The sequence below is a fragment of the Streptomyces sp. NPDC057543 genome (genome assembly GCF_042801895.1).
Taxonomy (GTDB): domain Bacteria; phylum Actinomycetota; class Actinomycetes; order Streptomycetales; family Streptomycetaceae; genus Streptomyces.
This window is the reverse complement of the sequence record NZ_JBHVFF010000016.1, coordinates 24,166-50,585: the sequence shown is the minus strand read 5'-3', so window position 1 is coordinate 50,585 and position 26,420 is coordinate 24,166. Positions and strand designations below refer to the sequence as shown.

Below are 26,420 nucleotides of genomic sequence, written 5' to 3'. Positions count from 1 at the left end.
GCCGGGGCCTGTCCTCCCCTGTTCCGACCCGGAGCCCCGAGCTCCCAGGGTCGGTCCCCACAGGCCCTCATCCCCGAGTGGCCCGCCTCCCGATGAAGATCTCCCCTCCGAGGCCGCGGTCAATCCTTGGCGCCGGTCACTCGAACGAGGGGTGTTGGACGTCGGAACCCGGTTTTCGAATAAAGGTTCGATAGTCTGCTGTGGTGTGACCACGCGGTGACCACGCGGGATCAAGCGGTGATCGAGGACCAGAAGGGGGTGCCAGGACATATGGTGCGGCGCATTGATGTGACCGGGACCGGCGGCGTACGCCTCGCGGCCTGGGAGTTCGCCGACCCGCCCAAGGGGCGCACGGAGGGCGAGAGCGCCCCAGGGGTCTTATTGCTCCACGGTTTGATGGGCCGGGCCGCGCACTGGGCCTCGACCACCCGCTGGCTCGCCGAGCGGTACCGTGCTGTCGGCCTCGACCAGCGCGGGCACGGCCGCAGCGAGAAGCCGGCCGAAGGCCCGTACACCCGTGAGGCGTACGTCTGCGACGTCGAGGCGGCGATCGAACAGCTCGGCCTCGCCCCCGTCACCCTCGTCGGCCATTCCATGGGAGCGCTCACCGCCTGGCAGCTCGCCGCGAAGCGCCCCGATCTCGTCCGGGCGCTGGTCATCTGCGACATGCGGGTCTCCGCGCTCGGCGCGGCCTCGCAGCGGGAGTGGGAGGACTGGTTCACGTCCTGGCCGGTGCCGTTCGCGACGCTCTCCGACGTACGGAAGTGGTTCGGCGAGGACGACCCCTGGGTGGAGCGGCCCAACCCGGCCCGCGGCGAGTTCTTCGCCGAGGTGATGACCGAGCGGGCCGACGGCTGGCGCCCCCTCTTCTCCCGCCGCCAGATGCTCCAGTCCCGCGCGACCTGGGTTTTCGACGCGCACTGGGAGGAGCTGGCACAGGTCCGGTGCCCGGCCCTGGTGCTCCGCGGCCTCGACGGCGAGCTGGGCCGGGCGGAGGCCCAGGAGATGGTCCGCGTCCTGCCGCGCGGGCAGTACGCGGAGGTGGCCGACGCCGGTCACCTCGTCCACTACGACCAGCCGGAGGGCTGGCGCGCGGCGGTCGAACCCTTCTTGGAACAGTTCGCCGAGGACTCGCAGGACGACCGAGAACCCGTATCCCCGTAAGCGACCGCGAACCCGTGTCCGCGTAAGCGACCGCGAACCCGTGTCCGCGTAGAGGACCCCGAGCCCGTGTCCGCGTAGACGACCGCGAGCCCGTGTCCGCGTAGACGACCGCGAGCCCGTATTCGCGTAGAGGACCCCGAGCCCGTGTCCGCGTAGACGACCGAGAACCCGTGTCCGCGTAGAGGACCGCGAGCCCGTGTCCGCGTAAGCGACCGCGAGCCCGTATTCGCGCAGGACGCGAGCCCGTACCCGTCGCAAGAGAGGGGCACGGGACCCGCCCGCCCCTCTCTCAGCCCTTGCTGACCGCCGCCAGGATCTCCGGGAGCCGGTTCGCCGTGCGGGGCGCGGCGAGCCGTAGCCCCGTCCAGGCGATCAGTGCCCCGTACCCGGCCCCCGCGGGCAGCAGCAGCCACAGCCACGGATCCATACCGGCGACGCGCAGCCAGATCGTCACCGCGATCACCGGCGCGCACAGCACCGCCGCCGAGACCATGCCGCCGAAGATCGAGATCCAGGCGAGCCCGGCCTGCCCCGGTGCCACGTTCTTGAACGCGCCGTCCTGCGGGATCGAGTACGGGAAGGTCGCCGACGCCACCGCCCCCGTCGCCAGCATCGCGCCCAGCAGGGCGAGCGAAAGGCCCATGACCCCCGGCAGTGCTCCCCAGTCGTCGAGCACCGCCGCGGTCGCCACCGTCACCAGGACCGTGTACGGCAGCGTGATCAGCAGCAACGCCAGCGCCCGCGCGCGCAGTTCGAGGTACGCGTCCCGGGTGGAGGAGATCGTCAGCGTCACCATCCAGAACGCGGAGGTGTCCTGCCCGAACTGGTTGTACATCTGCATGCCGAGCATCCCGGCGGCGAAGCAGGCGAAGTAGAGCGAACCGGTGCCCTGCAACGCGTTGAACATCGGCACGATCAGCCCGATCGCCAGCGCCGTGACCCAGGAGGCCTTGGTCTTCGGGTCGCGTGCGATGTACCGCAGGCTGCGTTCCAGCACCGGCCCCGTACGCCCCGCGGGCAGCAGCGCGGCGAGCCCCGAGCCGTTCCTGCCGGACTTCTCGCGGCCCGGCCCGGCGGCGAGGGTCGAGCCGTCCGGGGCCGTCATCAGCTTCACCAGACTCCGCTGCCACAGCCACAACAGTGCGAACAGCGCCGCCACGGACAGCAGCAGCTGTACGGCGGCCTGCCCGTACGAGCCCTGCGACGCCGCGTCCACGGACCCGATCGCCGAGGCGGGCGGCAGCCAGCGCAGCACGTCCGCGACCGGATCGAGCGCGGCGAGGCCGCCCGCCCGGCCGAGCCGCTGCGCACCGAAGTTGACGACCTGGAAGCCCACCGCGATCACGAGCCCGCTGAGCACCGCGAGATCGCGGCCCTTGCGCGAGGTCAGCAGCCGTGTGTTGGCCGTGGCCACGGCCCGTGTCAGCGCCACGCACAGCAGAAGTGTGAGCGGCGCGGCCACCACGGCGAACACCGCCCCCGCCGCCCCGTGCGCCACCGCGAACACGGAACCGGCCGCCAGGCAGAGCGTGAACAGCGGACCGATCCCGACGAGCGACGCCACCAGCAGCGCCGCGATCAGCGGGCGCGGCCGCAACGGCAACATCACCAGACGGCTGGGGTCGAGGGTCTCGTCACCGCTGGGGAAGAACAACGGCATCACGGTCCAGCCGACCGCCAGCACGCCGGCCAGCGCGACGACGAGGGAACCGGCGTGGGCGTGCCCGCGCAGCGCGATCAGCCCGATCAGCTGGCCCGCCGCGATCAGCAGGGTGACGACGACGGAGGTGATGTACGCGGCCCGGCGGCCCGTCGACTGCCGCAGCCCGTTGCGCAGCAGGGTCAGCTTGAGCCGTACGAAGACGGGGACGAGCCCCTCGCCACCGCCGCGCGTGGTGTCCCGGCCGGGGGCGGTGCCCACTGGGGTGTCGAGCACGCTCATCGGTCGCCGCCCAGCCAGTCCAGGGATTCGCCGGTGGTCCGGGAGCCCGCGCCGACGAGTTCGAGGAAGGCGTTCTGCAGCGAGGACGCCTCACCGCGTACCTGTTCCAGGGTTCCCTGGGCCCGGATCGTGCCGGCGGCCATGACGGCCACCCAGTCGCAGAGGGACTCCACCAGCTCCATCACATGGCTGGAGAAGACGACGGTCGCCCCGGAGCGGGTGTACCGCTCGAGAACCTCGCGGATGGTCTGCGCCGACACCGGGTCGACGCCCTCGAACGGCTCGTCCAGGAAGAGTACTTCGGGGTTGTGCAGCAGCGCCGCCGCAAGCCCGATCTTCTTCCGCATGCCGGTCGAGTAGTCGACGACCAGCTTGTGCTGGGCGCCCGCCAGGTCGAGCACATCGAGGAGCTGGGTGGCGCGCTTGTCGACCTCGGCGCCCGGCAGCCCGCGCAATCTGCCGGTGTACCCGAGGAGTTCGCGTCCCGAGAGGCGTTCGAAGAGTCGCAGCCCCTCCGGGAGTACACCGATCCTGGACTTCACCTCGACCGGGTCGCGCCACACATCATGGCCGCCGACCTCGATCAGTCCCTGGTCGGGGCGGAGCAGTCCGGTGACCATCGACAGTGTGGTGGTCTTGCCCGCGCCGTTGGGTCCCACCAGACCGATGAACTTGCCCGCGGGCAGCTCCAGATCGATCCCGGCGACCGCGGTCTGCTCCCCGAACCGTTTCCACAGCCCCTGTGCGCGAACGGCGGGCGGCGCCGTCCGCGCGTCGCCCGCCTCTTCCGCGGCCCCGGCTCGTACCGCTCTGTCCGCCTGTGTCCCGTCCTGCATGGTCTGCACTGCCTTTCGGTGTCCCCGTGTATGGGGACCACCCTACGAAAGGGCGCTCTACGAAAGGCGTTCTCGCGCATCGGCCGCTTCCCGCCCGCAGGCGTACGCGAGCGGGCTGATGAGTTCCTCCGCGTCCGGCAGCCACCGGTTGGCGTGGGTGGGCCGGCGGGCCCACTGCACCGCCCCGCGTCCGCCGACCCGGGTCGGCGGCCCCGTCACGTAGTGGCCGTCCCCGCGGCCGACGAGGTCGATCGAGGCGGCCCGCCAGCCCAACTCCCGTACGAGATCGTCCGCCTTGGCCGCCGTGCCCGGCAGGACGAAGAAGTACATCCGCCGGTCGGGGGTGCGGGTGACGGGCCCGAGCGGGAGTCCCAGCCGCTCCATCCGGGCCAGCGCCAGGAACCCGGCGGACTCCGGTACCTCGATCGCGTCGAAGGCGCGGCCGGTGGGCAGCAGGATCGACGCCTCCGGGTGCCTGGACCACATCCGGCGGGCCGCGGCACCGCTGCCGGTCGCCCGGCCCGCCCAGTCGGCTCCGGCGGGATGGGCGCCGGGGGATGCGCAGTCCGCGTCGTCGCAGGAGCACCGCTCGGCCCCCTCCGCGGCCTCCAGCCAGGTGCCGGGGCACACGTCCCAGTGCCGTTCCTCCGCGTACCGCACGGCGGCGTCGAGCAGTTGCTCGCCCCGCTGCCGGGGGACCTGCGCGGTTTCAGTGATCACGATGGGCTCTTCGGCTCCGATGGGCTCTTCCACGCACAACACAACTACTGTCACCACGCGGGGTTACGGGCGTGGTGAGCGCGGTCACGGCGTACCGATCCGGCATACGGGGCGCACGGATGCATGGGCGGGGGCGCGCGTGAGGCGGTGCCCGGCCGGGCGGGTAGCCCCTTACGGGCACCTTCGGAACGGTCGGCCTCTGTCATATGCCGACACCTATGACGCACGTATGCCGACCGTATGCCGACACGAATGACAAGGAATACGACGGACCTGACGATCACGATGAATGTGCGCATTTTCCGTGCAATTGCCGGGCATTGATCCGCTCATCGATCACTGCGGCCTCAGGGGGAAACATGGCAGCCAGGCCTCTCGTCGCCCGCCAGCCGAACGAACGGCTCCAGGCACTCATTCAGGAAGCCGGATGCTCCAACGCCGGCCTCGCCCGCCGCGTCAACATGGTCGGCGCGGAACGCGGGCTCGACCTGCGGTACGACAAGACCTCCGTGGCCCGCTGGCTGCGTGGACAGCAACCGCGCGGCAGGGCACCGGGAATCATCGCCGAGGCGCTCGGCCGCAAGCTCGGCCGTACGGTCACGATCGACGAGATCGGCATGGCCAACGGCAAGAATCTGGCGTCCGGCGTCGGCCTGCAGTTCGCCCCGACCGTGATCGGCGCGATCGAGCAGGTCTGTGAGCTGTGGCGCAGCGACGTCGGCCGCCGCGACTTCCTGTCCGGTTCGACGGTCGCCTCCTCGGCGCTGGTCGAACCCAGCCGCGACTGGCTGATCACCGGCGCCGACCCGCAGGTGGCACGGTCCGCCGGGGCCCGCGTCGGGATGTCCGACGTGGCGGCGGTGCGGGCGATGACGGCCGCGCTCGTCGATCTCGACCACCGGTTCGGCAGCGGACACGTGCGGCCGGTCCTGGTGCACTACCTGAACAGCGTGGTCTCCGGGCTGCTCTCGGGGGCGTACCGCGAATCGGTCGGCCGGCAACTGTTCGCGGCGGTCGCCCGGCTCACCGAACTCGGCGGGTACATGGCCATCGACACGGGCCAGCCGGGTCTCGCGCAGCGCTACTACATCCAGGCGCTGCGCCTGGCGCAGGCGGCCGGCGACCGGGCGTACGGCGGTTACGTCCTGGCCGCGTCGATGAGCCATCTCGCCGCGCAGCTCGGCAATCCGCGCGAGATCGCCCAACTGGCGCGGGCCGCGCAGGAGGGCGCGCGCGGGCGGGTCACCCCGAGGGCGGAGGCGATGTTCTACGCGGCGGAGGCGCGCGGACACGCGCTGCTCGGTGACGCCCGCACCTGCCAGGCGGTGACGGGCCGGGCGCTGACGGCCATGGAGCACGCCGAACCGGACGCCGGCGACGACCCCGACTGGATCGCCCACTTCGACCACGCCTACCTCGCCGACGAGCTGGCGCACTGCCACCGCGACCTCGGCCAGGCGGAGGCGGCCGCACGCCGGGCGAAGGAGTCCCTGGACGGCCACCCGGAGTCCCGGACCCGCCGTCGCGGCATCGGCCTGGTGCTCCTCGCCACGGCCCAGGTCCAGCTGCGCGAGGTGGAGCAGGCCTGCCACACGGGCACTCGGGCGATGGAGCTGTTGGCGTCGGTCCGCTCCAGCCGGGGCGCGGAGTATCTGGACGATCTGCAGCAGCGGCTGGTGCCCTACGAGGACGAGGCGGCGGTGCGGGAGTTCGGGGCGCGGCTGGAGCTCCAGGCGGCGTGACGGGGAGGCCGGACCGGGGGATCGCGTTCGGGTGCCCCTTTAACTGCGTCTTGAGGGCGCTGCGTGTTACAGCTCGTGTGAAGGGGTCGTGAGTGACCACACGCGCTTGGCGAACGGCGGCAGCCACCCGGTAGCGTGAGCCGACGATTCCGTAGGTTTACACGTAGGAGTCCCGGTGACGCAGAGCGGACAGGGTGACGAGCCGCAGCTCCCTGCTGTACGGCCCGCGCACGAAGGTGTCGTGCTGCCCGCGGGTGGCGGTGAGCCCTGGATACCAGGGGGGCCCGCGGATCAGGCCGCCCCGGCGGGCGGCCAGCCGTGGGGGCAGCCCTGGGGGCCGCAGGCGACGCACCAGGACGCCTCGTCGCAGCCGCAGGGGTCGTACGGGCAGGGTGTCGATCAGTACGGGCAGCCGGCGCAGGCGTACGGGCAGCCGGCGCAGGCGTACGGACAGCCTCAGGCCGCCCAGCCGCTGCCCCCCGCACAGCCCCAGCAACAACAGCACCACCAGCCCCAACAGCCGTACGCGCAACCGTTGCCGCCCGAGGCCGTGCCCGGGATGAGCATGGCCGGGGACGCGGACGCCACGCAGTACATCGCGCCGGTGCCCCCCGGATCCCCGCCGGGGAGCCCCGCCGAGGCCACCCAGTTCCTCACCCACGGAGCCCCGCAGCCCCAGACACAGGCGTACCAGCAGCAGCGGCCCGGACACGGGGGGGACGCCGAAGCGACCCAGTACATCCCGCCGGTCCCCGGCGGCGCCCCGTACGACATCAGGCCCGGGGCCCCCGGCGACCGGCAGCCGCCCGCCGAGTTCGACAACCTGTTCCGTAACGAGGAGTCCGCGGGCGCCACCCAGCAGATGCCCCAGTTCGACCCCGGACAGCAGCACCAGGGGGCCTACCGGCCCCCGCAGCCGCCCCACGCGTCGCAGGCCCCGCAGCCGCAGTACCAGCCCGTGGACGACGAGCCGCAGGGGCGGGCCGCACCGCGCAAGAGACCGGCGCACGTCACGCTCATCGCGGCGGTCGTCGTCGGCTGCGCGGTCGTCGGCCTCGGCGCGGGTGCGCTGATGAGCGGTGGCGACGACAAGGGCAAGGACAACAAGCAGCCGGTGGCGGCCGCGAGTTCGCCCGCCGACCAGCCCTCCGCGCAGGCCGCGGCCGATCCGGCGAAGCCGCAGGCCGAGGCGCTCGACAAGCTCCTGGCCGACAGCAACAACAGCCGTGCCGCGGTCATCGGGGCCGTCGACAAGACCAAGAAGTGCACAGACCTGGACCAGGCCATGACCGATCTGAAGGGTGCCGCCCAGCAGCGCCGTGATCTGGTGACCCGGCTCCAGGGGCTGAGCGTCGACAAGCTGCCGGACCACGAACGGCTCACCGCCTCCCTCACCAAGGCCTGGCAGGCGTCCGCCGCCGCCGACGAGCACTACGCCGCGTGGGCCGGCCAGGCCAAGAACGGCAAGAAGTTCTGCAAGCACGGCAAGGCCCGGACCAACACCTCCGAGTTCCAGCAGGCCACCGTGAAGAGCGGTGAGGCGAGCCAGGCGAAGCAGGAGGCGTCGGGGTTGTGGAACTCGGTCGCGTCGAAGTACGGCCTGACCCGGCGAGCGGCGACCGAGCTCTGAGGATCCAGGGCCTTTCGTTCGGATCGGGCCGGATCAGGGAGCGGGGTCCGGTGCCGGGGCACGCGAGCCCGGCTTGATCCGAACGAGAGGCCTTGGTCCCGGGCGGTCCGGGAGCGGGGTGCCGGGTCGCGACCCCGGCAGCTCACCCCTTGGTGCTCGCGTCCGACAGCGTCCTCGTGACGTCCACGAAGCCCTTCTTGTCCGCAACGAGCCGCCCGTCCCGTACCGCCTGGAACGTCACCTTGGTGTTCACGATGCGCGGGTACGCGGACGAGCCGAGCATGTCCTCGTAGCGCCAGCGCAGCTTCGGCGTGAGGCCGCCGGTGTCGACCGGGGTGCCGCGGTTGAGCGCGGAGGCGAGCTTCCGGCCGGTGATCCGCGGGGCGTCGATCGCCTTCACGGCCTCGCTCAGCGCGGTGTACGCGATCCATGTGGTCTGGACGCCCGTGTCGGCCGGGTCGATCCGGTTGTCGCCGAAGGCGTGCTTACGGATCACCTCCCGCATCCGGTCCCAGCGGGCGTCGCCCGAGGCCGGGTACCAGCCGGTGACGTACGCCCCCTCGAACGGGCTGTTCCGGCCGCCGGTGCTGTCGATCAGCGGTTGCGCGACGCTGCCGAGGACGGACGAGATCCGTACGTTCCCGTACGACGGTTCGAGCCGCCGGAAGGAGTCGAAGAACGTCCCCGTACGGTCCCCGAGCACGGCCGTCACACAGCCGCCGTCCGCCCCCGCGGCCTGGAGCGCCCGCCCGGCGGCCTCGTCGTACGAGGTCGCCGACTCCTCCGCCCGGATGTCGACGGGCTCGGGCCGGCCTGCGTCGGTGAGACCGGTGCCCAGGAGCCAGGCCTGGCCGTCGCCGCCCAGGGTGTCGGGCCGCACCACGGACACCCGCTCGCAACTGCGGGCGAGCTGCCCGGCGTTGCCCGCGAGGAGCGCCGCCTGGCCGCCGTTGACGGGGTAGGAGGTGTAGCTGCTGAACTCCTCCTCGGAGGCCCCGTAACCGCCGATGTAGGGGATTCCGGCGGCCTCCAGCGGTGGCATGAACGACGACCCGTACCGGCTGTACGAGCCGACGACCGCCACCGCCTTCTCCTTGACGGCCAGCCGGGCGCAGTTCCCCGCGCCGGTCGAGGTGTCCGACTCGTCACAGGTCACGACGCGCAGCCGGTGACCGTCGAGCCCGCCGTTGTTGTTGACCCAGCGCGCGTACGCACGCGCCATGGCGGTCATGCCCGACATGTTCAACGTGTCGACCATGTCCGGTTTCGCCGCGCCGCCGGGGGCGAACGTCACCACGGTGAGGGTCTCTCTGGAGTCCCCCGAGGCCCCAGGGAGCACACCGCAGCCGGTGACCAGCAAAGCCCCGGCCGCCGCCGTACTCATGAGGAACCTGTAGGGGCGTTGTGAGGTGGGGCGTAGCCGTCCGGTCATGGGGATGAACATTTCCGCCCGCGGGGTAACGCCGCAGTGTGCTCCGTGCAACGCTCGGTGACATCCAGGTGAATTGCGGGGGCCTGTGCGGGGAGGCGGAAAGGGAACGTACGATCGACAACCGTGCAGCAAGGTTCGGAGAACACTTCCCGTCGCGGCCGTCGCTCCTCCACCATGGGCGGCATGCCGCTGAATGACATGCCCTGGTGGCGCTGGCGCAGCAACGTGCGCTCGGCGCTGCACATGCTCTCCGACCCCGTCTTCCACCACGAGTGCTGGCTGGCCGGCCTGGAAGGGTACGGCGACGTCACCGACGCCGTGTACCGCCTGGTCGAGGACACCTGGCTGGACAACTGGTCCGCCGAGAAGTACATCGGGACGATCTTCCGCGACGCCAACGAGTCCGCCCTCGTCGACGTCGCCGTGCTCCGGGTGCTGCGCATCATGCACCAGGTCGGCGCGGACGCCGCCGTCTCGGCCTATCTGGAGCACCACGGCTGGCCGGAGGCCGTACGGGCCGCCCGCGAGGCCCATGTGCTGCTCGCCACCAACGACGGCGAGGACCCGGACACCCCGCCGCGCTCCCTGGACGTGCTCCGCATCCTGACCAGGTCGGCCTGATACCGGCCCGATGTGGCACGCTACGGGGATGACCGCGCCGCAGCCTGCTGAAACCGCACCGGAGCAGTACGTCCTCACCCTCTCCTGCCCGGATAAAAAGGGCATCGTGCACGCCGTGTCGAGCTATCTCTTCATGACCGGCTGCAACATCGAGGACAGTCAGCAGTTCGGCGACCACGACACGGGTCTGTTCTTCATGCGGGTCCACTTCTCGGCGGACAGCCCGGTGACGGTGGAGAAGCTGCGGGCCAGCTTCGCCGCGATCGGCGACTCCTTCCGGATGGACTGGCAGATCCACCGTTCCTCGGAGCGGATGCGGGTCGTGCTGATGGTCAGCAAGTTCGGCCACTGCCTCAACGACCTGCTGTTCCGCTCGCGGATCGGGGCGCTGCCGATCGAGATCGCCGCCGTCGTCTCCAACCACACGGACTTCGCCGAGCTCGTCGCCTCCTACGACGTCCCCTTCCGGCACATCCCGGTGACCAAGGAGACCAAGGCCGCCGCGGAGGCGGAGCTGCTGGAGCTGGTCCGCGAGGAGAACGTCGAGCTGGTCGTCCTCGCCCGCTACATGCAGGTCCTCTCCGACGATCTGTGCAAGCAGCTGAGCGGCCGGATCATCAACATCCACCACTCCTTCCTGCCGAGCTTCAAGGGCGCGAAGCCGTACCACCAGGCCCACGCCCGCGGCGTGAAGCTGATCGGTGCGACGGCGCACTACGTGACGGCCGACCTCGACGAGGGGCCGATCATCGAGCAGGAGGTCGAGCGGGTGGGCCACGGCGTCACCCCGGACCAGCTGGTCGCCATCGGCCGCGACGTGGAATGCCAGGCACTGGCGCGCGCGGTGAAGTGGCACGCGGAACGCCGCATTCTGCTCAACGGCCGCCGTACGGTGATCTTCGCGTAGTGCCGTGACGGGCGGAGCCGGCCGCGGAGCGGTACCGGGGAAGCCGGACGGTACGGAGTTCCTACAGCCTGCTCAGGGACGCCGCCGCGAACAGTACGTCGCGGATCGCCTCGCGGTCGCCCTCCTGGCCGGCCGCCGCCTCCATCGGAGGCACGTGTCCGGCCACCAGCTGGCAGAACTCGACGCCGTCCAGCGCGACCTGCGCCACCGCGTGGGCGGGCGAGCCGATCGCGGCGGGGGAGTCCAGCGGGATGTACCAGTTGCCGCCGCCCGTGCCCTCGATCTCCAGGTGCAGCGAACGGCCAGGTGAACCCGCCGTCACCAGATGGCGGGCCGGCCCGGTCAGTCCCGATCTGCGGCGCTGGGCGAGGGCGGCCGGGATGAGCCGGGCCGCCAGGTCGACCATCCGGTGGAGATGGGGGGCGGACGGCGCCTCGTACGGGTAGTCCACCGCACCCGCGATGTCACCGCCGTGCACCCAGCATTCGAAGGCCCGGTCCAGCAGCGCGTCGCGCATCGGAAGGGCGAAGTCGCCGTACGAGACCGAGAGTTCGGCGGATCCGCGGCCGGCGAAGGACACCGTGCGGATGAGGGTGTGGCTCTGCCCGCGCCACGGTTCGTGGACCGCGCGAGTGGGTGGCCGGCGGGCCGCGGACCAGTACTTCTCGGTGCGCGCGGCGGGTGGGAGCGGCCAGTCGTCGCCGCGGCCCGTGGTGCCGTCGCCGAGCGGTACGTCGAGGCCGAGGGCGGTGGCGACCAGCCCGTCGACGGTCATGAGATGGCCGATGACACCCGCGACCGTCGTCTTGCGGCTGACCTGCGTCTCGCCCTCGAACCATCTCAGCCGCAACGGGGCATGCCACTCCGAGCCACCGATGTCACGCAGCAGCGCGTCGAGCCGCGCGGTCTCCGCGTCGTACGGAGCGGCCCAGTCCGGCACCGGGATCCTGGCCGGGCGGCGGCTCAGACAGGTGTCGATCACCCGGGAACGCAGCGTCGGATCGAGGTCCAGACTGCGGTCGGTCTGGAGCAGGCCGACCGCGTCGCGCAGCCGGAGGGCCTCGTCGGCACAGGCGGCGCACTCGGTCAGATGCGCCTCGACGGCCTCGGTCTCCTCCGCCGAGCAGGCGGCCAGCGCCCAGGCGCCGAGGAGGGCCTTGAGGATGCGGTGGGGGAGCACCAGGGCCGGTGCGGCGGGCGGGTCCGAGGGGACGGGTGAGCCCGGTGGGTCCGGTGGTGCCACGGCAGATTCCGGTTCCGGTGTCGTCGGCCGCGGGGTCGGCCGCGAGGACTGGGGTTGAGGCTCGGACGGGGGAACGGGCGGCGGCAGGGGTACGGCGCCGAGGTCGAAGTCGTCCGCGGCGGCCCGCGGTCCCGGTATGCGCCGTGCGCCCCACGTCTCGTCGCCGCACCCGCCGTCGCCGCGTGCGCCGTCCTCGGGCTCGCCGTCCTCGGGTCGGGCGTTCTCGCGTCTGCCGTCCTCGGGTCGGGCGTTCTCGCGTCTGCCGTCCTCGGGTCGGGCGTCCTCGCGTCTGCCGTCCCCGGGTCGGGCGTCCTCGCGTTTGCCGTCCTCGCGTCCGTTCGCGTCGTCGTCACTGCTCACAGCGGCCGTCCGTATCCGGGTGGCGAGGACCCTTCCAGCGGGCGGGTGTGCGCGGTGGAGAGCAGCTGGAGCCCGAGCCGCAGCCGGCGGCGGGCCTCGTCCTCGGTGACCCCGAGGTCGGTCGCGGTCTGCCGGTAGTCCCGGCGCTGGACGTACGCGAGCTCCAGCGCGGCCCGCAGTGGGGCGGGCATGGACGCGACGATGTAGTCGGCGCGGGCGGCGGCGGTGGCCCGGCGCACCCGCTCCTCCAGATCCACGGGGGAGGCGGCCCCGGAATCCTCATCCGTGCCGGGCGTACCGTCATGGAGGCCGTCCGCCTCCTCGCGCAGCCGACGCACGGACTGGCGGTGCGTGAGCCGGGCCACCCAGGACCGCATCGAACCCTGCTTCGGGTCGTACGCGTCCGGGTTCTCCCACACGTAACCGAAGACCTCACGGGTCACCAGGTCGGCGGCGGTCGCGTCGTCGAGCATCCGGTGGGCCTGGCTGTGCACGAGCGCGGCGAACCGGTCGTAGAGCTCGCCGAGCGCAGCCGCCTCACCGCGTGCCAGCCGCTGCTGCATCTTGCGGTCCCAGCGGGGTGGTGCGTTTCTCGCCATGCGACCCCCAGCCCTGTTCCCCTCGTCACATCGAATGTAGTCGGCGGCACCGGCCATGTACGTCCCTTTACGGTAAGTACGCCCCTGAAGGGGCCGGAGATGATAAGGAATGCGCCATCCACGGATGACGGGGGTCGGACCCGAATCGATCATTTCGGTCCGAACCTGGCTGAGTCTGTCGAGCGGTCCGGTGTTTCATGGCTCCGCGGCGCGGGCAGCCGCGAGGAGGAACGGAAACTTCCGGATCGTCGGAATCCCCCGGAACGAGAGGCCCAGTCGCGTGAGGAATCCTTGCCCTCCTGGAAACCACCCTCCGGCTGCGGCCACCCACGCCCCCTGGCTCGCCCAGGAACATTCCCGGAAGTCACTGAAAGTGGTCGAGACCGTGCAGGACGACTGGACGGTGCTGCGCATACGCGGCGAACTGGATCTGGTGTCGTCGCCCGTCGTACGTCAGTCCGTCCATGAGGCGGTCGCCACCGGCCGCCACGACGTGGTGCTCGACCTCTCCGAGGTCCTGTTCTGCGATTCCAGCGGCGTCGGCGTGCTGATCGCGTCCCGCCGCCTGATGCGTTCCTGCGGGGGCCGGTTGCGGCTGATCCTCCCGGCCCGCGGCGCGGAAGAGGGCTCCCACGTCAACCGGGTGCTCGCCGCCCTCGGCGTGCGTCGGCTCTTCGACGTCTACCCCGACCGGTACACGGCCGTCGACGACGAGGCCCAGCCGCTCTCGGCGTGAGCGTGCGTGCGAGCGACGCGCATGCATGTGACGTAAGGGCCGCCGCCGACCGAGTCGTCACCCCGGCGGCGCGCGTAAGTGACACGTGGCGCCGGTCGGCGTCGTACGCTCCCCGCATGGACAGCGCAGAGTACGAGCGCAAGATCGCCTTCCGCTTCGCCGCCTTCGACCAGGACGGCAACGGATACATCGATCGCGCGGATTTCAGTGCCGCCGCGGCCCGTCTGCTCACCGAATTCGGTACGACGGCCCGCTGCGACAAGGGCCAGGCGCTCTACACCGGGGCCGAAGCCCTCTGGCAGGGCATGGCGGGCATCGCGGACGTCGACGGGGACCAGCGCGTCACCCGTGCGGAGTTCGTGGGCGGAGCCGTGAAACGGCTGCGCGACAACCCCGAGCGCTTCGCGGAGATCGCCCGCCCGTTCCTGCGCGCCGCGCTCGCCGTGGCGGACCGGGACAACGAGGGCGCGGCCTCCGTACCCGCCGTGGAGCGGGCGCTCCGGGTGCTGGGCGCGACCCCGGAGACGGCGGCGTTCGCGGCGCAGAGCCTGGACGCGGACCACGAGGGCAAGGTCGCCGAGGACGCCGTGGTGGCGGCGTTCGCCGACTACTTCACGGTGATCGCACCGGACGCGTAGCCGGGGCCGGGGCAGCCGGGGCAGGGCCGTCCCGTCCGGCGGTCGTCGTGCGGCGGCCCGCCCCGGCGGCCGCCCCGTCCGGGGGGCGGCTCAGGAGAACTGTTCGCGCAGCCGGTACTTGAGCACCTTCCGCAGGGCCTCGTTGCGCGGCAGCGCGGCCACCACCTCCAGCTGTTCCGGCAGCTTGTGCACGGAGAGCCCCTCCGCGCGCAGGTACCCCGTGACGTCCGGCAGCGTCAGCGGGGCCGCCCCCGCCGGCTGTTCCACGACGGCGCAGACGCGTTCGCCGCGCTCCGGGTCCGGGAGCCCGATCACCGCCGCGTCGCCGACGCCCGGGTGCCGGTGCAGCAGGTCCTCTATCTCCTTGGCGGAGATGTTCTCGCCCTTGCGGATGATGATGTCCTTCAGCCGGCCGGTGAGCACCAGGTGCCCGCTCGTCTCGACATGGCCGACATCGCCGGTGATCAGGAACCCGTCCGCGTCGAAGGCCGCCGCGGTCGCCGCCGGGTCCAGATAGCCCGAGCAGACGGCCTCGCCGCGCAGCCGTACCTCGCCGTCGGTGCCGTACGGCAGTGGTTTGCCGTCCTCGTCGGTGATCCGTATCTCCATCCCCGCGGGCGGGCACCCCTCCGTCCCTGCGAGGTGCTCCGCCGTGTCGTCGGGGGCGCCCATCGTGATCATGGGGACCTCGGTCATGCCGTAGCCGTGGGTGAGCTGGACGCCCATCTCCCGCACCACCGCGTGGTAGATCTCCGGCGGCTTCGGCGCCCCGCCGCCCGCCAGCAGCCGCAGGGTGGGGATCAGCTTCCGGTCCGGCGCCTTGCGCTGCTCGGTCAGGAACATCGAGTAGAACGCCGTGGACCCGCCCGCGACCGTCACCCCGTGACGCCGGTAGCCCGCCAGCGAGTCCGGCATCGTGAAGTGCTCGAACAGGACCGCGGGGAACCCGTACAGCAGCAGCATCACCGCGTAGTCCGGCCCGCCGACATGGGCGAACGGGAACGCCACCGAACCGACGTCGTCGGCCGACAGGTGCAGCGCGTGGGCCAGGCAGGAGCCGCCCGCGATCAGGCTGCGGTCGGTGTGCAGGACGCCCTTCGGGTCGGAGGTCGTCCCCGAGGTCCAGTAGATCCAGCGCACCGTCGTGCCGTCGGCGGGCGGCGGCGGCAGCACGGACGGGTCGCCGTCCGGCAGCGACTCGTACGCCTCGAAGACCAGCGGCGGACGCTCGGCCTCCGCCGCCAGCCGCCGCGCCATCGCCGTGTGGTCGAAGCCGCGCCAGGTGCCCGGCACGGCGAAGAAGCCGGCCTTCGACTCGCGCAGCGCGAACCCCGCCTCGCGGTCCCGGTAGAACGGGATGACCGGCGACTGCACGGCCCCGATCCGGGTCAGCGCGAACGACAGCAGCACCGTCTCGATCCGGGTCGGCAGCTGCCAGGCGACGACGCCGCCGGGGCGCACGCCCATCCCCCACAGCCCGGCCGCGACCCGCTCGCCGCGGCTGCGCAGCTCCCCGAAGGTCAGCGTGCGGTCGTCCTGGATCAGGAACGGGCGGTCCGGGGTCAGGGCGGCGCGGCCTTCGACGAGCTCCCAGAAGGTGCCCGATGCGCTCAGCGCGTGTGCGGTCTCGTTCACGGCGAACCCCTCACAGCTGACGGATAGTCAGATAGTGCGGAGAGCGTAGAGCGCTGCGCCTTGTCGGTCCAGGGGTGCGGGGCTAACCTGTGCCGAAACTGAATCTGACGAACCATCAGATAATTTCAGTGTGCGCCGAAGGGGACACCATGACGTCAGCGGAACTGCCTCGGATCGTCAGCGTCGACGACCATGTGATCGAGCCGCCGCACCTCTTCTCGACCTGGCTGCCCGCCAAGTACCGCGAGCGCGGCCCGCAGCCGCTCACCGCGGGCATCGGGGAGCTGGCGTACACGGGGGGCAAGTACGTCATCACGATGGACCCGGACGGGCCGCCCACCGACTGGTGGATCTACGAGGACCTGAAATTCCCGTACAAGCGGAACATCGCCGCTGTCGGCTTCGACCGCGACGACATGACGCTGGAGGGGATCACCCGGGCCGAGATGCGGCCCGGCTGCTGGGACCCGGCCGAGCGGCTCAAGGACATGGACCTCAACCACGTCGAGGCGAGCCTCTGCTTCCCCACCTTCCCGCGCTTCTGCGGCCAGACCTTCGCAGAGGCGCGGGACAAAGAAGTGGCGCTCGCCTGCGTCCGCGCCTACAACGACTGGATGGTGGAGGAGTGGTGCGGCGACAGCGGCGGCCGGCTCATCCCGCTCTGCATCATCCCGCTCTGGGACATCGGCCTGGCGGTCGCGGAGATCAAGCGGAACGCGGCGCGTGGCGTGCGCGCGGTGACCTTCTCCGAGATCCCCACCTACCTCGGGCTGCCGTCCATCCACACCGGCTACTGGGACCCGTTCTTCGCGGTCTGCCAGGAGACCGGCACGGTCGTCAACATGCACATCGGGTCGAGCTCGCAGATGCCCGCCGCCTCACCGGACGCCCCGCCCGCCGTGCAGGCCAGCCTCTCCTTCAACAACGCCATGGCCTCGATGATGGACTTCCTGTTCAGCGGAGTCCTGGTGAAGTTCCCCCGGCTGAAACTCGCCTACAGCGAGGGCCAGATGGGCTGGATCCCGTACGCCCTGGAGCGCGCCGACGACGTCTGGGAGGAGCACCGGGCCTGGGGCGGGGTGCGCGATCTGATTCCTGAGCCGCCGTCCACGTACTACTACCGGCAGATGTTCTGCTGCTTCTTCCGCGACAAGCACGGGGTCGCCTCGCTCGACGTCGTCGGACGGGACAACGCCACCTTCGAGACCGACTACCCGCACGTCGACTCGACCTTCCCGCACACCAAGGAGGTCGCCCTCGACCACGTCAAGGGACTGGACGACGAGACCGTCTACAAACTGATGCGCGGAAACGCGATCCGGATGCTCGATCTGGACCTCGACAAGTAGGCGCGCGGTGGATCTCGCGTACACGGAGGAAGAAGAGGCGTTCCGGGCGCGGCTGCGCGAGTGGCTGGCCGCCGTGCTGCCCGCACTGCCCGCGAAGCCCGGACCCGACGACTGGCCGGGCCGCCGCGCGTACGACACCGCCTGGCAGCGGATGCTGTACGACGCGGGCTACGCGGGCCTGCACTGGCCCGTCGACGCGGGCGGGCGGGGCGCCACCCCGACCCAGCACCTGATCTTCCTGGAGGAGACGGAGAAGGCCGGCGCCCCGTACGTCGGCGCGAACTTCGTCGGGCTGCTGCACGCCGGGCCGACGATCGCGGCCGAGGGCACCGCCGCACAGCGGGCCCGCTGGCTGCCGCCGGTGCTGCGCGGCGACGAGATCTGGTGCCAGGGGTTCAGCGAGCCCGACGCCGGTTCGGACCTCGCCTCGCTGCGGACCCGGGCGGTGCGCGACGGCGACGAGTACGTGGTGAGCGGGCAGAAGATCTGGACCTCGCACGCGGAGGTCGCCGACTGGTGCGAGCTGCTGGTGCGCACGGACCCGGCGGCGCCCAAGCACCGCGGGATCAGCTGGCTCGCGATGAGGATGGACGCCCCCGGCGTCACCGTCCGCCCGCTGCGCACCCTCGCCGGGTCCACCGAGTTCGCCGAGATGTTCCTCGACGAGGTGCGGATACCGGTCTCGCACCGCGTCGGCGCGGAGAACGACGGCTGGCGGGTCACCATGGTCACCCTCTCCTTCGAGCGCGGTACGGCCTTCGTCGGCGAGGTCGTCGCCTGCCGCCGCACCCTGACCGCCCTGGCCGCCGAGGCACGGGCGAACGGCCGCTGGGACGACCCGGTCCTGCGCCGCCGGCTGGGCAGGCTGAACGCCGAATTCCGGGCGCTGTGGCGGCTCACCCAGTGGAACGTCAGCGAGGCGCAGCGCAGTGGGGGAGTGCCGGGGACGGGCGGCTCGGTGTTCAAGCTGCGCTACTCGCAGGCCCGCCAGGAGCTGTACGAGGCGGCCGCCGAGGTGCTCGGCGCGGACGGCGCCGATCTGGACCGGGAGTGGGTCCTGGACCGGCTCTCCTCGCTCTCGTACACCATCGCCGCGGGCACCTCGCAGATCCAGCGGAACATCGTGGCCGAGCGGATCCTCGGCCTGCCGAAGGGGCGGTGAGCGGACGGTGGACTTCCAGCTCTCGGACGACCAGCGGGCTCTGCGGACGGGGATACGGGAACTCCTCGCCGGACGCTTCGGCAGGGACCGGATGCGGGCGGCCCTCGACGGCGGTACGGGCGTCGACCGGGCCCTGTGGCGGGAGCTCGGCGAAGCCGGGTTCTTCGCGCTGCGGCTGCCGGAGACGGCGGGCGGTGTCGGGCTCGGCCTGCCCGAGTCGGTCCTCCTCTTCGAGGAGGTGGGGCGGTCGCTGCTGCCCGGACCGCTGATCGCCACCCACCTCGCCGCCGGTGCGGTGAAGGGGGCGGCGACGGGCGAGGCGGTGATCGCCGTGCTGGACGCGGGGCAGCCGGTGGGGCACCTGGGCGACGCGGACGGGCTGCTCGTGCTCGGGGCGGGGGGCGCGGCGTCCGGGGCGGGGTCGGGGCCCGGGGCGAGGTCCGGGGCGGGGGATGCCCCGGGCCCGGCCGACGGGATCCTGCGGGATGTCGTACGGATACGGGAGGCCGCCGAGCCCGTACGGTCGCTCGACCCGTTCACGCCCCTGTGGCAGGTCACAGGCCGCGTCGGGCCCGTCGAGCGGCTGTCCGGCGGCGCGCACCTGCCCGGCGGGGCGCTGCGCGCCGAGGGTGCCCTGCTCGCCGCCGCCGAACAGCTCGGCAGCGCCGCCCGTACGACCGAGATGGCCGTCCAACACGCCGGTGAACGTGAACAGTTCGGATCGCCGATCGGGTCCTTCCAGGCGGTCAAACACCTGTGCGCCGGGATGCTGGTCCGCACCGAACTGGCTCGCGGCGCCGTCTACGCGGCAGCCGTGACCGCGGACCGGGTCGAGATCGCGGGCGCCAAACTGCTCGCCGACGACGCGGCGGTCCGCAACGCGCGCGACTGTCTCCAGGTGCACGGCGGAATGGGCTTCACCTGGGAGGCAGACGTCCATCTGCACCTCAAGCGGGCCTGGCTGCGCTCCGGCCAGTGGCTGACGGCGGCGACGGCCGAGGAGGCGCTTGCGGCTGACCTGTGCTGATCCCCGACGGGTTCCGTGCAGGTTTCCTCCGCACGTCGGCGGGGGCCGGACGGGGCCCGCACGGGACAAGCAGGCCGCTGAGCCTCACACAGTGGAGTTACGCAGTGCAGTCGGCCGACTGCGGAGCCGGGTTGTGTCCTTTGCGTGATTCGTCACGGGGTGGAGTCGGCGCCGGGCTCGGGTACGCTCCGTTGGATGCGACAGGATCTGGAACCGGGCAATCCGGGTGTGGCCCGTGCGGCGACTCCGGTCCGGAAGAGATGCCCTGATCGCCTTCCACGCAGAAGCGCCGAGCCTGCTCGGGGGGCTACTCCCACGGCCTCGATGCGCCTCTGTTCGACTTCCCGCAGCGTGCGTCGCACAGTATGCATCACGCGTACTCCTTCGCGCTGGAATATGCCCGAAGCGCTTGTTGCGGTGACTGTACGTCAACCATGCTGTCTCGTAAGGGAATCACGTTCCGTGACCCTGAGGAGGCGCGAGGCGATGTGTCCGCCGGTTCGGATGGTGTGAGCGGTGCAGGTGCTTCAGGTTCAGCTGGAGGTCGGGCCGGATCCCGCGGAGGTCGGGCGGGCCCGCAGATGGGCGCGATCGAGACTGGTCGGGTCCGGGATAAGAGACGACGAGCCGCTGGCCGAGACGCTCATCCTGCTGATCTCGGAGCTGGTCACCAACGCGGTGGTCCACACCGGGTGCCCGGCCGTGCTGCGCATGCTGTTCGGCTCGACGGGCGCGGCTGGGGCGGCCGGGACCGTACGGGTCGAGGTGGCCGACGCCAGCTGCCGCCCCCCGCAGCAGCGTCACGCGGAGGGTGAGGACACCGGCGGTCGGGGCCTGGAGCTCGTGGACGGCCTCGCCGACCGCTGGGGCTGGCAGCCGGAGGGCGCGGGGAAGCGCATCTGGTGCGAGGTCGACCGGGACGCCCCGCTGATCGAGGCCGTGCCGGGCGTTCACGGCGCGGGCGGTACGGACCTCGGGGCGCGCAAGGCTTCGCACGCTGTGACGAATCCCGCATAAAGGTTTAAGCGGCCGGTTCGGCCCGCGGTCCGGCGGCGATCCGAGCGGTCCGGCGTGGGTCCGGCCGCCCGGCACAGGCCCGCGCATCCGGCGCCGGTCCGAGCGTCTTCAGCCGGTCCGAGCGCCTTCAGAGGATGGCGACCGGGGCGACCGGAGTGCCGGTGGCGCCGACGAACGGCTCCGGCATCGCGGAGAGCAGAAAACTGTAGCGCCCCTCGTCCGCACAGGCTGTGGACAACTTTTCCAGGTTCCAGTTCTGGCCCTGCAGCATGCCCATCTCGACGAGGTCCAGCGCGTGCACCCCCAGCCACAGATCCTCGATCTCGGGCGGGAAGATCTCGAAGGTCAGGGTGTCGTTGGCGACCGCCGCCACATCGCGCGCCCGGAACCACTCGGGCGTCCGGATCGAGAGGCCGGGCGACGGATAGCCGTACGCCTGCTTGTCGCCCGCCAGGTAGACCTGCACCTGACCCGTCCGTACGAGCACGATGCCACCGGCCCGGACCCGGACCCCCGCCAGATCCTCGGCCGCGTCCAGGTCCTCGGGAGTGACGGCGTGGTCGCCGGGCAGCCTGTCCAGACCGTGGGCGCGGGCCACATCGAGCAGCACCCCGCGCGAGACGATGTGCGGCGCCTTGTCGATCCCGCTGAACCGCGCTCCGTCGTGGGCGGTGATCGTGGCGGCCGGGCGGCCGTTGTAGATCTTCCCAGAGTGCGAGGCATGGGTGAGGGCGTCCCAGTGGGTGGCCGTCTGGAGGCTCAGGACCGCCGTGTCGTCGCTGGTGGCGACGGTGCCGGGGCCGAAGAGCTCCTGATTGATCTGGATCATGGTGTGCAGCGGATTGATCCGCCCGGGGATCAGTCCGCTCTGGACGCCGTCCTGCTGGAGAGGCAACGCGAGGGGCACACGCAGCCCGGTGCGGACGGCGCCGGCCGCCTCCCGTACGACCGCGTCGGTGATCAGATTGAGCGTGCCGATCTCGTCGTCGGCGCCCCAACGGCCCCAGTTGTTCACCCGCTTGGCGATGTCGTGGAACTCGGCCGGCAGTGACATGGAGCCTCCCGGGGCTTGTGTTCGTGGACCTGATGGCCCATAAAATCTAACGGTCCGTCAGAAACCGCGGGAAGGGGCCGGGCATGGGGAACTTCTTGGCAGGCAAAGTGGTGGCCGTGACCGGAGCCGGGCGCGGCATCGGGAGGGCGGTCGCGCTCGCGGCGGCGGCCGAGGGGGCGAGAGTCGTCGTCAACGACTATGGCGTGTCCATCGAGGGCGGCGAGCCGAGCAGCGAGATAGCCGAGTCCGTCGTCAAGGAGATCGAGGCGGCCGGCGGTACGGCGGTGGCCGTCGCCGACGACATCTCCACGATGGCGGGCGGGCAACGGATCGTGGACACGGCGCTGGCTCAGTACGGGCGGATCGACGGGGTCGTGTGCGTGGCGGGGATCCTGCGGGAACGGATGCTGTTCAACATGTCCGAGGAGGAGTGGGACCCGGTGGTCGCCACGCACCTCAAGGGCACGTTCACCGTCTTCCGGGCCGCCTCGGCGGTGATGCGGAAGCAGGAGGACGGCGGCACGCTGATCGGCTTCACCAGCGGCAACCATCAGGGCAGCGTCGCCCAGGCCAACTACAGCGCCGCGAAGGGCGGGATCATCTCGCTGGTACGGAGCGCGGCGCTCGGCCTGCACAAGTACGGCGTCACGGCGAACGCCGTCGCACCCGTCGCCCGTACCCGGATGTCAGCCAACGTGCCCATGGAACTCAAGGAGATCGGCGAGCCGGAGGATGTGGCGGCGCTCGTCGTCTACCTGCTCAGTGAGCGGGCCCGCAAGGAGAAGATCACCGGTCAGGTGTACACGATCGCCGGCCCGAAGATCGCGGTCTGGGCCCAGCCGAGGGAGCTGCGGGCCGGCTACGCGGAGGGGGCCTGGACCCCGGAACGGATCGCGGACTTCCTGCCGGGGACGGTGGGCTCGGACCCGATGCCGATGCTGGCGCAGCTGGAGGAGATGGCGGCCGCGGCGGCGGCGAGAGCGCGGCCGAACGCGTGACCAGCCGGGCAGCATCGAGGTGCGGCCGACACACTCGAATGCCCTGCGCACCCTGGGCTCCACGGGCGACCCCGGCGCACCCGGCGTGGCGAAACTGCTCTGGGGCGGCCGGCGCCAGCGCCTCCGCGAGCCGACCGTGGAGATCAGGGGCGCGGCGGGGTGCCGTCGGCCCGGACGACTGGTCGGCGCGGACACCGTACGAACTCGACGAGGCACAGCGCCTGTTCCTGTTCACCCGGTCCGACACCATCTACGGCGGCTCGGACGAGATCCAGCGGAACATCATCGCCGAGCGGGTGCTCGGCCTACCGAGGGAGCCGAGATGAGAGGCGTCGTCTTCGACGGCAAGCGGACCGAGGTCGTCGACGATCTGGAGATACGCGATCCGGGCCCCGGTGAGGTGCTGGTGGCGGTGGCAGCGGCCGGGCTGTGCCACAGCGATCTGTCGGTGATCGACGGGACGATTCCGTTCCCGGCGCCGGTGGTCCTCGGGCACGAGGGCGCGGGCGTGGTGGAGGCCGTCGGTGCGGGCGTCGGCCATGTGGTGCCCGGCGACCATGTGTCGCTGTCCACGCTGGCCAACTGCGGGGCGTGCGCCCAGTGCGACCGGGGCCGGCCGACGATGTGCCGCAAGGCGATCGGGATGCCGGGGCAGCCGTTCTCGCGGCGCGGGAATCCGCTGTACCAGTTCGCGTCCAACTCGGCCTTCGCCGAACGGACCCTGGTCAAGGCCGTGCAGGCGGTGAAGATCCCCGCCGATCTGCCGCTCACCTCGGCGGCCCTGATCGGCTGCGGGGTGCTGACGGGAGTCGGAGCCGTACTCAACCGGGCGAAGGTCGACCGGGGCGACACGGTCGTGGTGATCGGCACGGGCGGCATCGGACTCAATGTGATCCAGGGCGCCCGGATCGCGGGGGCCCTGACGATCGTCGCCGTCGACGCCAACCCGGCGAAGGAGGCGGTGGCGCGGCAGTTCGGTGCGACGCACTTCCTGACATCGGCCGACGGTGTACGGGAGATCCTGCCGAGCGGCGCGGACCACGCCTTCGAGTGCGTGGGCCGGACAGAACTGATCCGTACCGCGATCGACCTGCTGGACCGGCACGGCCAGGCGATCCTGCTGGGTGTCCCCGCGGCGACGGCCGAGGCGTCGTTCCTCGTCTCGTCGATGTACCTGGACAAGTCGATTCTGGGCTGCCGGTACGGCTCCTCGCGCCCGCAGCGGGACATCGCGCTCTATGCGGACCTGTACCGGGAGGGCAGTCTGCTCCTGGACGAACTCGTCACCGAGACCTATGCGGTGGAGGACTTCGCCAAGGCGGCGGACGACGCGCACCACGGCCGGGTGGCACGGGGGGTGCTCGTCTTCTAGTGCCGTGACCGGCAATGTTTGCCCCATGAAGAGCGTCGTCCGGTGCGTGCGATCGCAAGGCGGCCGGGAGCCCGCTCCCGCAGGCGCGGCGTGTCGCGGCCCCACAGGTCGTCGAGTGCGATGACGCTCCCGCGCAACTCCGCGAGCGGGAACCCGAGCACGGGGTGCGCTGCAAGCGGAGACAGGCGTATCTGCACACACTCGACGCCCTCGGCGCGCACCTGGAACGCGCTGAAGGCGAGCCCGGCGGCCAGGCTCTCCGACCGCATTGGGCCGGCCGCGCTGTTGATGTCGAACAGGCGGTCACCGAACTCGACGGCCACGGTGACGGCTGGGTGGGGGATGGCTCGTAGTTCGATGGGGCTGTCGCCGTGAATGCGGAATCCGGCCACGTCGATCCCAGGGAGCGCGGTAGCCCGCGACGGTCGCTCGATCTCCCAGGTTGCCGTCGGTCAGTCGCCGAAGGCGCTGCTGTCGCGCGGGGTGACGTCGGGACGCGTGTTCACGGACCACATGTGGGTGCACTGCGGGCACTGGAGGTGAACGACCGGTCCGTTGTTGGATATCAGATAGCGCCAGTGCTCACGGCAGGTACGGAGGTCGGCGCAGTTCTCGCAATGACGGGCGTCGTCGCAGACGGGGCAGGGCATCCAGGCGCGGCGGGCCACGTCCGCCTGCGGATCAATCGGCAGTCGCACGACCCGGCCCCCTTCCCGGCAGGACGCCGGTCGCCACCAGCAGGTCGTAGGTGCGCTGCTGTTCGGCGTCCAGGCCCGAGTAGAGGAGCGCGTACGCCTCGTCCTCGCCCTGGAGGGCGGCGATCGGGTCCCAGTCGGGCCCGAGTGCGGTCACGACCTCGGCCCGGCGCCGCGCTTCCTCGAACGTCAGATCGATCGTGAAGGGTATGAGGCTGTCTGAATTTCCCTTTTTCATGGCGAAACTTCCGAAGTGCCGGTGGAACTCCACATGCCTATCAGGCGGAAGCGGCGACAGGGAAGGGTGACCTAAGTCGCTCCGAGGAGAAGCGGCCCCCGGCCTCCGGGGGAGGAACCCTCGGATCGGTCGGCAGGGGTGGGGCGTTGCCGGCATCGGGGCCCCGACGGCCGACGCGTTCCACGGGCGGCACTGTGACGTACTTCACGTGGTCGTCCAGGGTGTCGGGCGGGGTGATCCGAACGATGCGGAGGGGCGACGGCCGGAGCGCCCGGTCAGGCCTTCCCCGCGCGAAATGTGCGCCGGTACGCCGTCGGGGACACCCCCAGCGCCGCCTGGAGATGCTGGCGCAGCGACGTCGCCGTCCCGAAGCCCGCGTTCCGCGCCACCTGGTCGATCGACAGGTCCGTCGACTCCAGCAGTTGCCGGGCCCGTTCGACCCGCTGCCGGGTCAGCCACTGGACGGGGCTGACCCCGACCTCCTCCCGGAAGCGGCGGGTGAACGTCCGTACGCTCATCGACTCCTGCTGCGCCATGTCGCGCAGCAGGATCGGCCGCTCCAGCCGCCCGAGCGCCCAGGCGCGCGCGGTGGTGGTGGTCGCGAACTGCGTCTCGGGCACGGGGCGTTGGATGTACTGCGCCTGCCCGCCGTCCCGGTGCGGGGGTACGACCGTGCGGCGGGCGACGTCGTTGGCGACGGCCGTGCCGTGGTCGCGGCGCACGATGTGCAGGCAGAGGTCGATTCCGGCGGCGACCCCGGCGGAGGTCAGGACGTCGCCGTCGTCGATGAACAGGACGTCCGGATCGACGCGGACCTTGGGGAAGAGCCGCTGGAAATGGTCGGCGGAGGACCAGTGCGTGGTGGCGGGCCGCCCGTCGAGATATCCGGCGGCGGCCAGCACGTAACTGCCCGTGCAGATGGAGACCATCCGGGTGCCCGGCCTGATGTGCGCGAACGCGGCGGCGAGTTCGTCGGTGAGCCTGCCCTTCGTGTAGACGGGGCCGAGTTCGTAACTGGCGGGGATCACGACGGTGTCGGCTGTGGCCAGGGCCTCCGGGCCGTGTTCCACGGTGATCGTGAAGTCGGCGTCGGTGCGGACCGGGCCCGGCGGGCGGACGGAACAGGTCACGACTTCATAGAGATTGCGGCCCTTGGTGCGGGGATCCGAGCCGAGCGAACGGCCGAATATCCTTTGGGGGATGCCCAGTTCGAAGGGGAGCAGCCCGTCGAGGGCCAGGACTGCGATGCGGTGCGGCACGGGCGGACCCCTTTCATCCCTAGCTGGTATAGACCTCCAGCTGA

Annotated in this window: 25 protein-coding genes and 1 pseudogene; 14 read left to right on the top strand and 12 right to left on the bottom strand. The window is 71.4% G+C overall.

Features of this window, described 5'->3' with window-relative positions:
* Positions 1-270: 270 nt before the first annotated feature.
* Positions 271-1,164, top strand: a complete 894-nt coding sequence (locus ACFU8Q_RS05300; RefSeq protein ID WP_384448024.1) for an alpha/beta fold hydrolase — start codon at positions 271-273, stop codon at positions 1,162-1,164.
* A 289-nt stretch (positions 1,165-1,453) separates the two neighbouring features.
* On the opposite strand, the gene ACFU8Q_RS05295 is transcribed toward ACFU8Q_RS05300, so the two are convergent.
* The 3 genes from ACFU8Q_RS05295 to ACFU8Q_RS05285 are packed head-to-tail and all read right to left on the bottom strand — an operon-like array spanning position 1,454 to position 4,665.
* The gene (locus ACFU8Q_RS05295) at positions 1,454-3,106 is read right to left on the bottom strand and encodes a transporter (RefSeq protein WP_384448010.1); all 1,653 of its coding nucleotides are present in this window, start codon (positions 3,104-3,106) and stop codon (positions 1,454-1,456) included.
* A complete protein-coding gene (locus ACFU8Q_RS05290) occupies positions 3,103-3,942 on the bottom strand; it encodes an ABC transporter ATP-binding protein (protein WP_384448007.1) in 840 nt (279 codons plus the stop codon). The genes ACFU8Q_RS05295 and ACFU8Q_RS05290 overlap by 4 nt, the downstream gene beginning before the upstream one ends.
* A 57-nt stretch (positions 3,943-3,999) precedes the next feature.
* Positions 4,000-4,665 carry a bifunctional DNA primase/polymerase gene (locus ACFU8Q_RS05285; RefSeq protein ID WP_384448021.1) on the bottom strand — a complete coding sequence of 222 codons (666 nt, stop codon included), beginning with the start codon at positions 4,663-4,665 and terminating at the stop codon, positions 4,000-4,002.
* Between the two features lie 356 nt (positions 4,666-5,021).
* Here ACFU8Q_RS05285 and ACFU8Q_RS05280 point away from each other — a divergent pair, with 356 nt between their 5' ends.
* Both ACFU8Q_RS05280 and ACFU8Q_RS05275 read left to right on the top strand, forming a co-directional pair.
* Complete coding sequence (locus tag ACFU8Q_RS05280) at positions 5,022-6,404, top strand: transcriptional regulator (protein WP_384448004.1); 1,383 nt, start codon at positions 5,022-5,024, stop codon at positions 6,402-6,404.
* Positions 6,405-6,579: 175 nt separating this feature from the next.
* Positions 6,580-8,034 (top strand): hypothetical protein, encoded by a 1,455-nt coding sequence (locus ACFU8Q_RS05275; protein WP_384448001.1) that lies wholly within the window; start codon positions 6,580-6,582, stop codon positions 8,032-8,034.
* 142 nt (positions 8,035-8,176) lie between these two features.
* Here the strand turns inward: ACFU8Q_RS05275 and ACFU8Q_RS05270 are convergent, their stop codons facing one another.
* Positions 8,177-9,466 carry an ABC transporter substrate-binding protein gene (locus ACFU8Q_RS05270; protein WP_384447998.1) on the bottom strand — a complete coding sequence of 430 codons (1,290 nt, stop codon included), beginning with the start codon at positions 9,464-9,466 and terminating at the stop codon, positions 8,177-8,179.
* A gap of 183 nt (positions 9,467-9,649) precedes the next feature.
* Between ACFU8Q_RS05270 and ACFU8Q_RS05265 the strand changes: the two genes are divergently transcribed.
* Together ACFU8Q_RS05265 and purU are read left to right on the top strand one after the other, a co-directional pair.
* Complete coding sequence (locus ACFU8Q_RS05265; RefSeq protein ID WP_384447995.1) at positions 9,650-10,087, top strand: hypothetical protein; 438 nt, start codon at positions 9,650-9,652, stop codon at positions 10,085-10,087.
* A gap of 28 nt (positions 10,088-10,115) precedes the next feature.
* Positions 10,116-10,994 (top strand): formyltetrahydrofolate deformylase, encoded by an 879-nt coding sequence (gene purU / locus ACFU8Q_RS05260; protein ID WP_384447992.1) that lies wholly within the window; start codon positions 10,116-10,118, stop codon positions 10,992-10,994.
* A gap of 61 nt (positions 10,995-11,055) precedes the next feature.
* Here purU and ACFU8Q_RS05255 read toward each other — a convergent pair whose 3' ends face one another.
* Positions 11,056-12,375, bottom strand: coding sequence for a zf-HC2 domain-containing protein (locus tag ACFU8Q_RS05255; RefSeq protein WP_384448018.1), 1,320 nt, complete (start codon positions 12,373-12,375; stop codon positions 11,056-11,058).
* Positions 12,376-12,593: 218 nt separating this feature from the next.
* On the bottom strand, positions 12,594-13,196 hold the full coding sequence (locus tag ACFU8Q_RS05250) for an RNA polymerase sigma factor (protein ID WP_384447990.1): 603 nt from the start codon (positions 13,194-13,196) through the stop codon (positions 12,594-12,596).
* A 367-nt stretch (positions 13,197-13,563) separates the two neighbouring features.
* Here ACFU8Q_RS05250 and ACFU8Q_RS05245 point away from each other — a divergent pair, with 367 nt between their 5' ends.
* Both ACFU8Q_RS05245 and ACFU8Q_RS05240 read left to right on the top strand, forming a co-directional pair.
* Positions 13,564-13,932: an STAS domain-containing protein gene (locus ACFU8Q_RS05245; RefSeq protein WP_384448015.1), complete on the top strand. Its 369-nt coding sequence runs from the start codon at positions 13,564-13,566 to the stop codon at positions 13,930-13,932.
* Between the two features lie 116 nt (positions 13,933-14,048).
* On the top strand, positions 14,049-14,570 hold the full coding sequence (locus tag ACFU8Q_RS05240) for an EF-hand domain-containing protein (RefSeq protein ID WP_384447989.1): 522 nt from the start codon (positions 14,049-14,051) through the stop codon (positions 14,568-14,570).
* A 90-nt stretch (positions 14,571-14,660) separates the two neighbouring features.
* On the opposite strand, the gene ACFU8Q_RS05235 is transcribed toward ACFU8Q_RS05240, so the two are convergent.
* A complete protein-coding gene (locus ACFU8Q_RS05235) occupies positions 14,661-16,205 on the bottom strand; it encodes a class I adenylate-forming enzyme family protein (RefSeq protein ID WP_384447986.1) in 1,545 nt (514 codons plus the stop codon).
* A gap of 149 nt (positions 16,206-16,354) precedes the next feature.
* Here ACFU8Q_RS05235 and ACFU8Q_RS05230 point away from each other — a divergent pair, with 149 nt between their 5' ends.
* The 4 genes from ACFU8Q_RS05230 (at position 16,355) to ACFU8Q_RS05215 (ending at position 20,760) form a co-directional block, all read left to right on the top strand.
* Positions 16,355-17,554 carry an amidohydrolase family protein gene (locus tag ACFU8Q_RS05230; protein WP_384447983.1) on the top strand — a complete coding sequence of 400 codons (1,200 nt, stop codon included), beginning with the start codon at positions 16,355-16,357 and terminating at the stop codon, positions 17,552-17,554.
* Positions 17,555-17,561: 7 nt separating this feature from the next.
* Complete coding sequence (locus ACFU8Q_RS05225; protein WP_384447980.1) at positions 17,562-18,716, top strand: acyl-CoA dehydrogenase; 1,155 nt, start codon at positions 17,562-17,564, stop codon at positions 18,714-18,716.
* Positions 18,717-18,723: 7 nt separating this feature from the next.
* Positions 18,724-19,743 carry an acyl-CoA dehydrogenase family protein gene (locus ACFU8Q_RS05220; protein WP_384447978.1) on the top strand — a complete coding sequence of 340 codons (1,020 nt, stop codon included), beginning with the start codon at positions 18,724-18,726 and terminating at the stop codon, positions 19,741-19,743.
* A 516-nt stretch (positions 19,744-20,259) separates the two neighbouring features.
* Complete coding sequence (locus ACFU8Q_RS05215; RefSeq protein WP_384447975.1) at positions 20,260-20,760, top strand: ATP-binding protein; 501 nt, start codon at positions 20,260-20,262, stop codon at positions 20,758-20,760.
* Positions 20,761-20,887: 127 nt separating this feature from the next.
* Here ACFU8Q_RS05215 and ACFU8Q_RS05210 read toward each other — a convergent pair whose 3' ends face one another.
* Positions 20,888-21,814 carry a cyclase family protein gene (locus ACFU8Q_RS05210; protein ID WP_384447972.1) on the bottom strand — a complete coding sequence of 309 codons (927 nt, stop codon included), beginning with the start codon at positions 21,812-21,814 and terminating at the stop codon, positions 20,888-20,890.
* An 83-nt stretch (positions 21,815-21,897) separates the two neighbouring features.
* On the opposite strand from ACFU8Q_RS05210, the gene ACFU8Q_RS05205 reads away from it, so the two are divergent.
* The 3 genes and pseudogenes from ACFU8Q_RS05205 (at position 21,898) to ACFU8Q_RS05195 (ending at position 24,184) form a co-directional block, all read left to right on the top strand.
* Positions 21,898-22,812, top strand: coding sequence for an SDR family oxidoreductase (locus ACFU8Q_RS05205; RefSeq protein ID WP_384447969.1), 915 nt, complete (start codon positions 21,898-21,900; stop codon positions 22,810-22,812).
* A gap of 37 nt (positions 22,813-22,849) precedes the next feature.
* A pseudogene (locus ACFU8Q_RS05200) lies at positions 22,850-23,138 on the top strand (acyl-CoA dehydrogenase family protein); the annotation flags it as partial.
* Positions 23,135-24,184: a Zn-dependent alcohol dehydrogenase gene (locus ACFU8Q_RS05195; RefSeq protein ID WP_384447967.1), complete on the top strand. Its 1,050-nt coding sequence runs from the start codon at positions 23,135-23,137 to the stop codon at positions 24,182-24,184. The pseudogene ACFU8Q_RS05200 and the gene ACFU8Q_RS05195, both read left to right, overlap by 4 nt.
* Here ACFU8Q_RS05195 and ACFU8Q_RS05190 read toward each other — a convergent pair.
* The 4 genes from ACFU8Q_RS05190 to ACFU8Q_RS05175 form a co-directional block, all read right to left on the bottom strand.
* Positions 24,181-24,576, bottom strand: a complete 396-nt coding sequence (locus ACFU8Q_RS05190; RefSeq protein ID WP_384447964.1) for a DUF6597 domain-containing transcriptional factor — start codon at positions 24,574-24,576, stop codon at positions 24,181-24,183. The genes ACFU8Q_RS05195 and ACFU8Q_RS05190 overlap by 4 nt on opposite strands.
* A gap of 60 nt (positions 24,577-24,636) precedes the next feature.
* On the bottom strand, positions 24,637-24,882 hold the full coding sequence (locus ACFU8Q_RS05185; RefSeq protein WP_384447961.1) for a hypothetical protein: 246 nt from the start codon (positions 24,880-24,882) through the stop codon (positions 24,637-24,639).
* Complete coding sequence (locus tag ACFU8Q_RS05180) at positions 24,866-25,117, bottom strand: DUF6400 family protein (protein ID WP_382943482.1); 252 nt, start codon at positions 25,115-25,117, stop codon at positions 24,866-24,868. The genes ACFU8Q_RS05185 and ACFU8Q_RS05180 overlap by 17 nt, the downstream gene beginning before the upstream one ends.
* A gap of 275 nt (positions 25,118-25,392) precedes the next feature.
* Entirely contained in the window at positions 25,393-26,376 is a 984-nt protein-coding gene (locus ACFU8Q_RS05175; protein ID WP_384447958.1) for a GlxA family transcriptional regulator, read from the bottom strand.
* Positions 26,377-26,420: the final 44 nt, after the last annotated feature.

Excerpts from the sequence above, each read along its gene's own strand:
- ACFU8Q_RS05300 (WP_384448024.1), top strand. The coding sequence starts at position 271 with ATGGTGCGGCGCATTGATGTGACCGGGACCGGCGGCGTACGCCTCGCG.
- ACFU8Q_RS05295 (WP_384448010.1), bottom strand. The coding sequence starts at position 3,106 with ATGAGCGTGCTCGACACCCCAGTGGGCACCGCCCCCGGCCGGGACACC.
- ACFU8Q_RS05290 (WP_384448007.1), bottom strand. The coding sequence starts at position 3,942 with ATGCAGGACGGGACACAGGCGGACAGAGCGGTACGAGCCGGGGCCGCG.
- ACFU8Q_RS05280 (WP_384448004.1), top strand. The coding sequence starts at position 5,022 with ATGGCAGCCAGGCCTCTCGTCGCCCGCCAGCCGAACGAACGGCTCCAG.
- ACFU8Q_RS05270 (WP_384447998.1), bottom strand. The coding sequence starts at position 9,466 with ATGACCGGACGGCTACGCCCCACCTCACAACGCCCCTACAGGTTCCTC.
- ACFU8Q_RS05265 (WP_384447995.1), top strand. The coding sequence starts at position 9,650 with ATGCCGCTGAATGACATGCCCTGGTGGCGCTGGCGCAGCAACGTGCGC.
- purU (WP_384447992.1), top strand. The coding sequence starts at position 10,116 with ATGACCGCGCCGCAGCCTGCTGAAACCGCACCGGAGCAGTACGTCCTC.
- ACFU8Q_RS05250 (WP_384447990.1), bottom strand. The coding sequence starts at position 13,196 with ATGGCGAGAAACGCACCACCCCGCTGGGACCGCAAGATGCAGCAGCGG.
- ACFU8Q_RS05240 (WP_384447989.1), top strand. The coding sequence starts at position 14,049 with ATGGACAGCGCAGAGTACGAGCGCAAGATCGCCTTCCGCTTCGCCGCC.
- ACFU8Q_RS05230 (WP_384447983.1), top strand. The coding sequence starts at position 16,355 with ATGACGTCAGCGGAACTGCCTCGGATCGTCAGCGTCGACGACCATGTG.
- ACFU8Q_RS05210 (WP_384447972.1), bottom strand. The coding sequence starts at position 21,814 with ATGTCACTGCCGGCCGAGTTCCACGACATCGCCAAGCGGGTGAACAAC.
- ACFU8Q_RS05205 (WP_384447969.1), top strand. The coding sequence starts at position 21,898 with ATGGGGAACTTCTTGGCAGGCAAAGTGGTGGCCGTGACCGGAGCCGGG.
- ACFU8Q_RS05195 (WP_384447967.1), top strand. The coding sequence starts at position 23,135 with ATGAGAGGCGTCGTCTTCGACGGCAAGCGGACCGAGGTCGTCGACGAT.
- ACFU8Q_RS05180 (WP_382943482.1), bottom strand. The coding sequence starts at position 25,117 with ATGAAAAAGGGAAATTCAGACAGCCTCATACCCTTCACGATCGATCTG.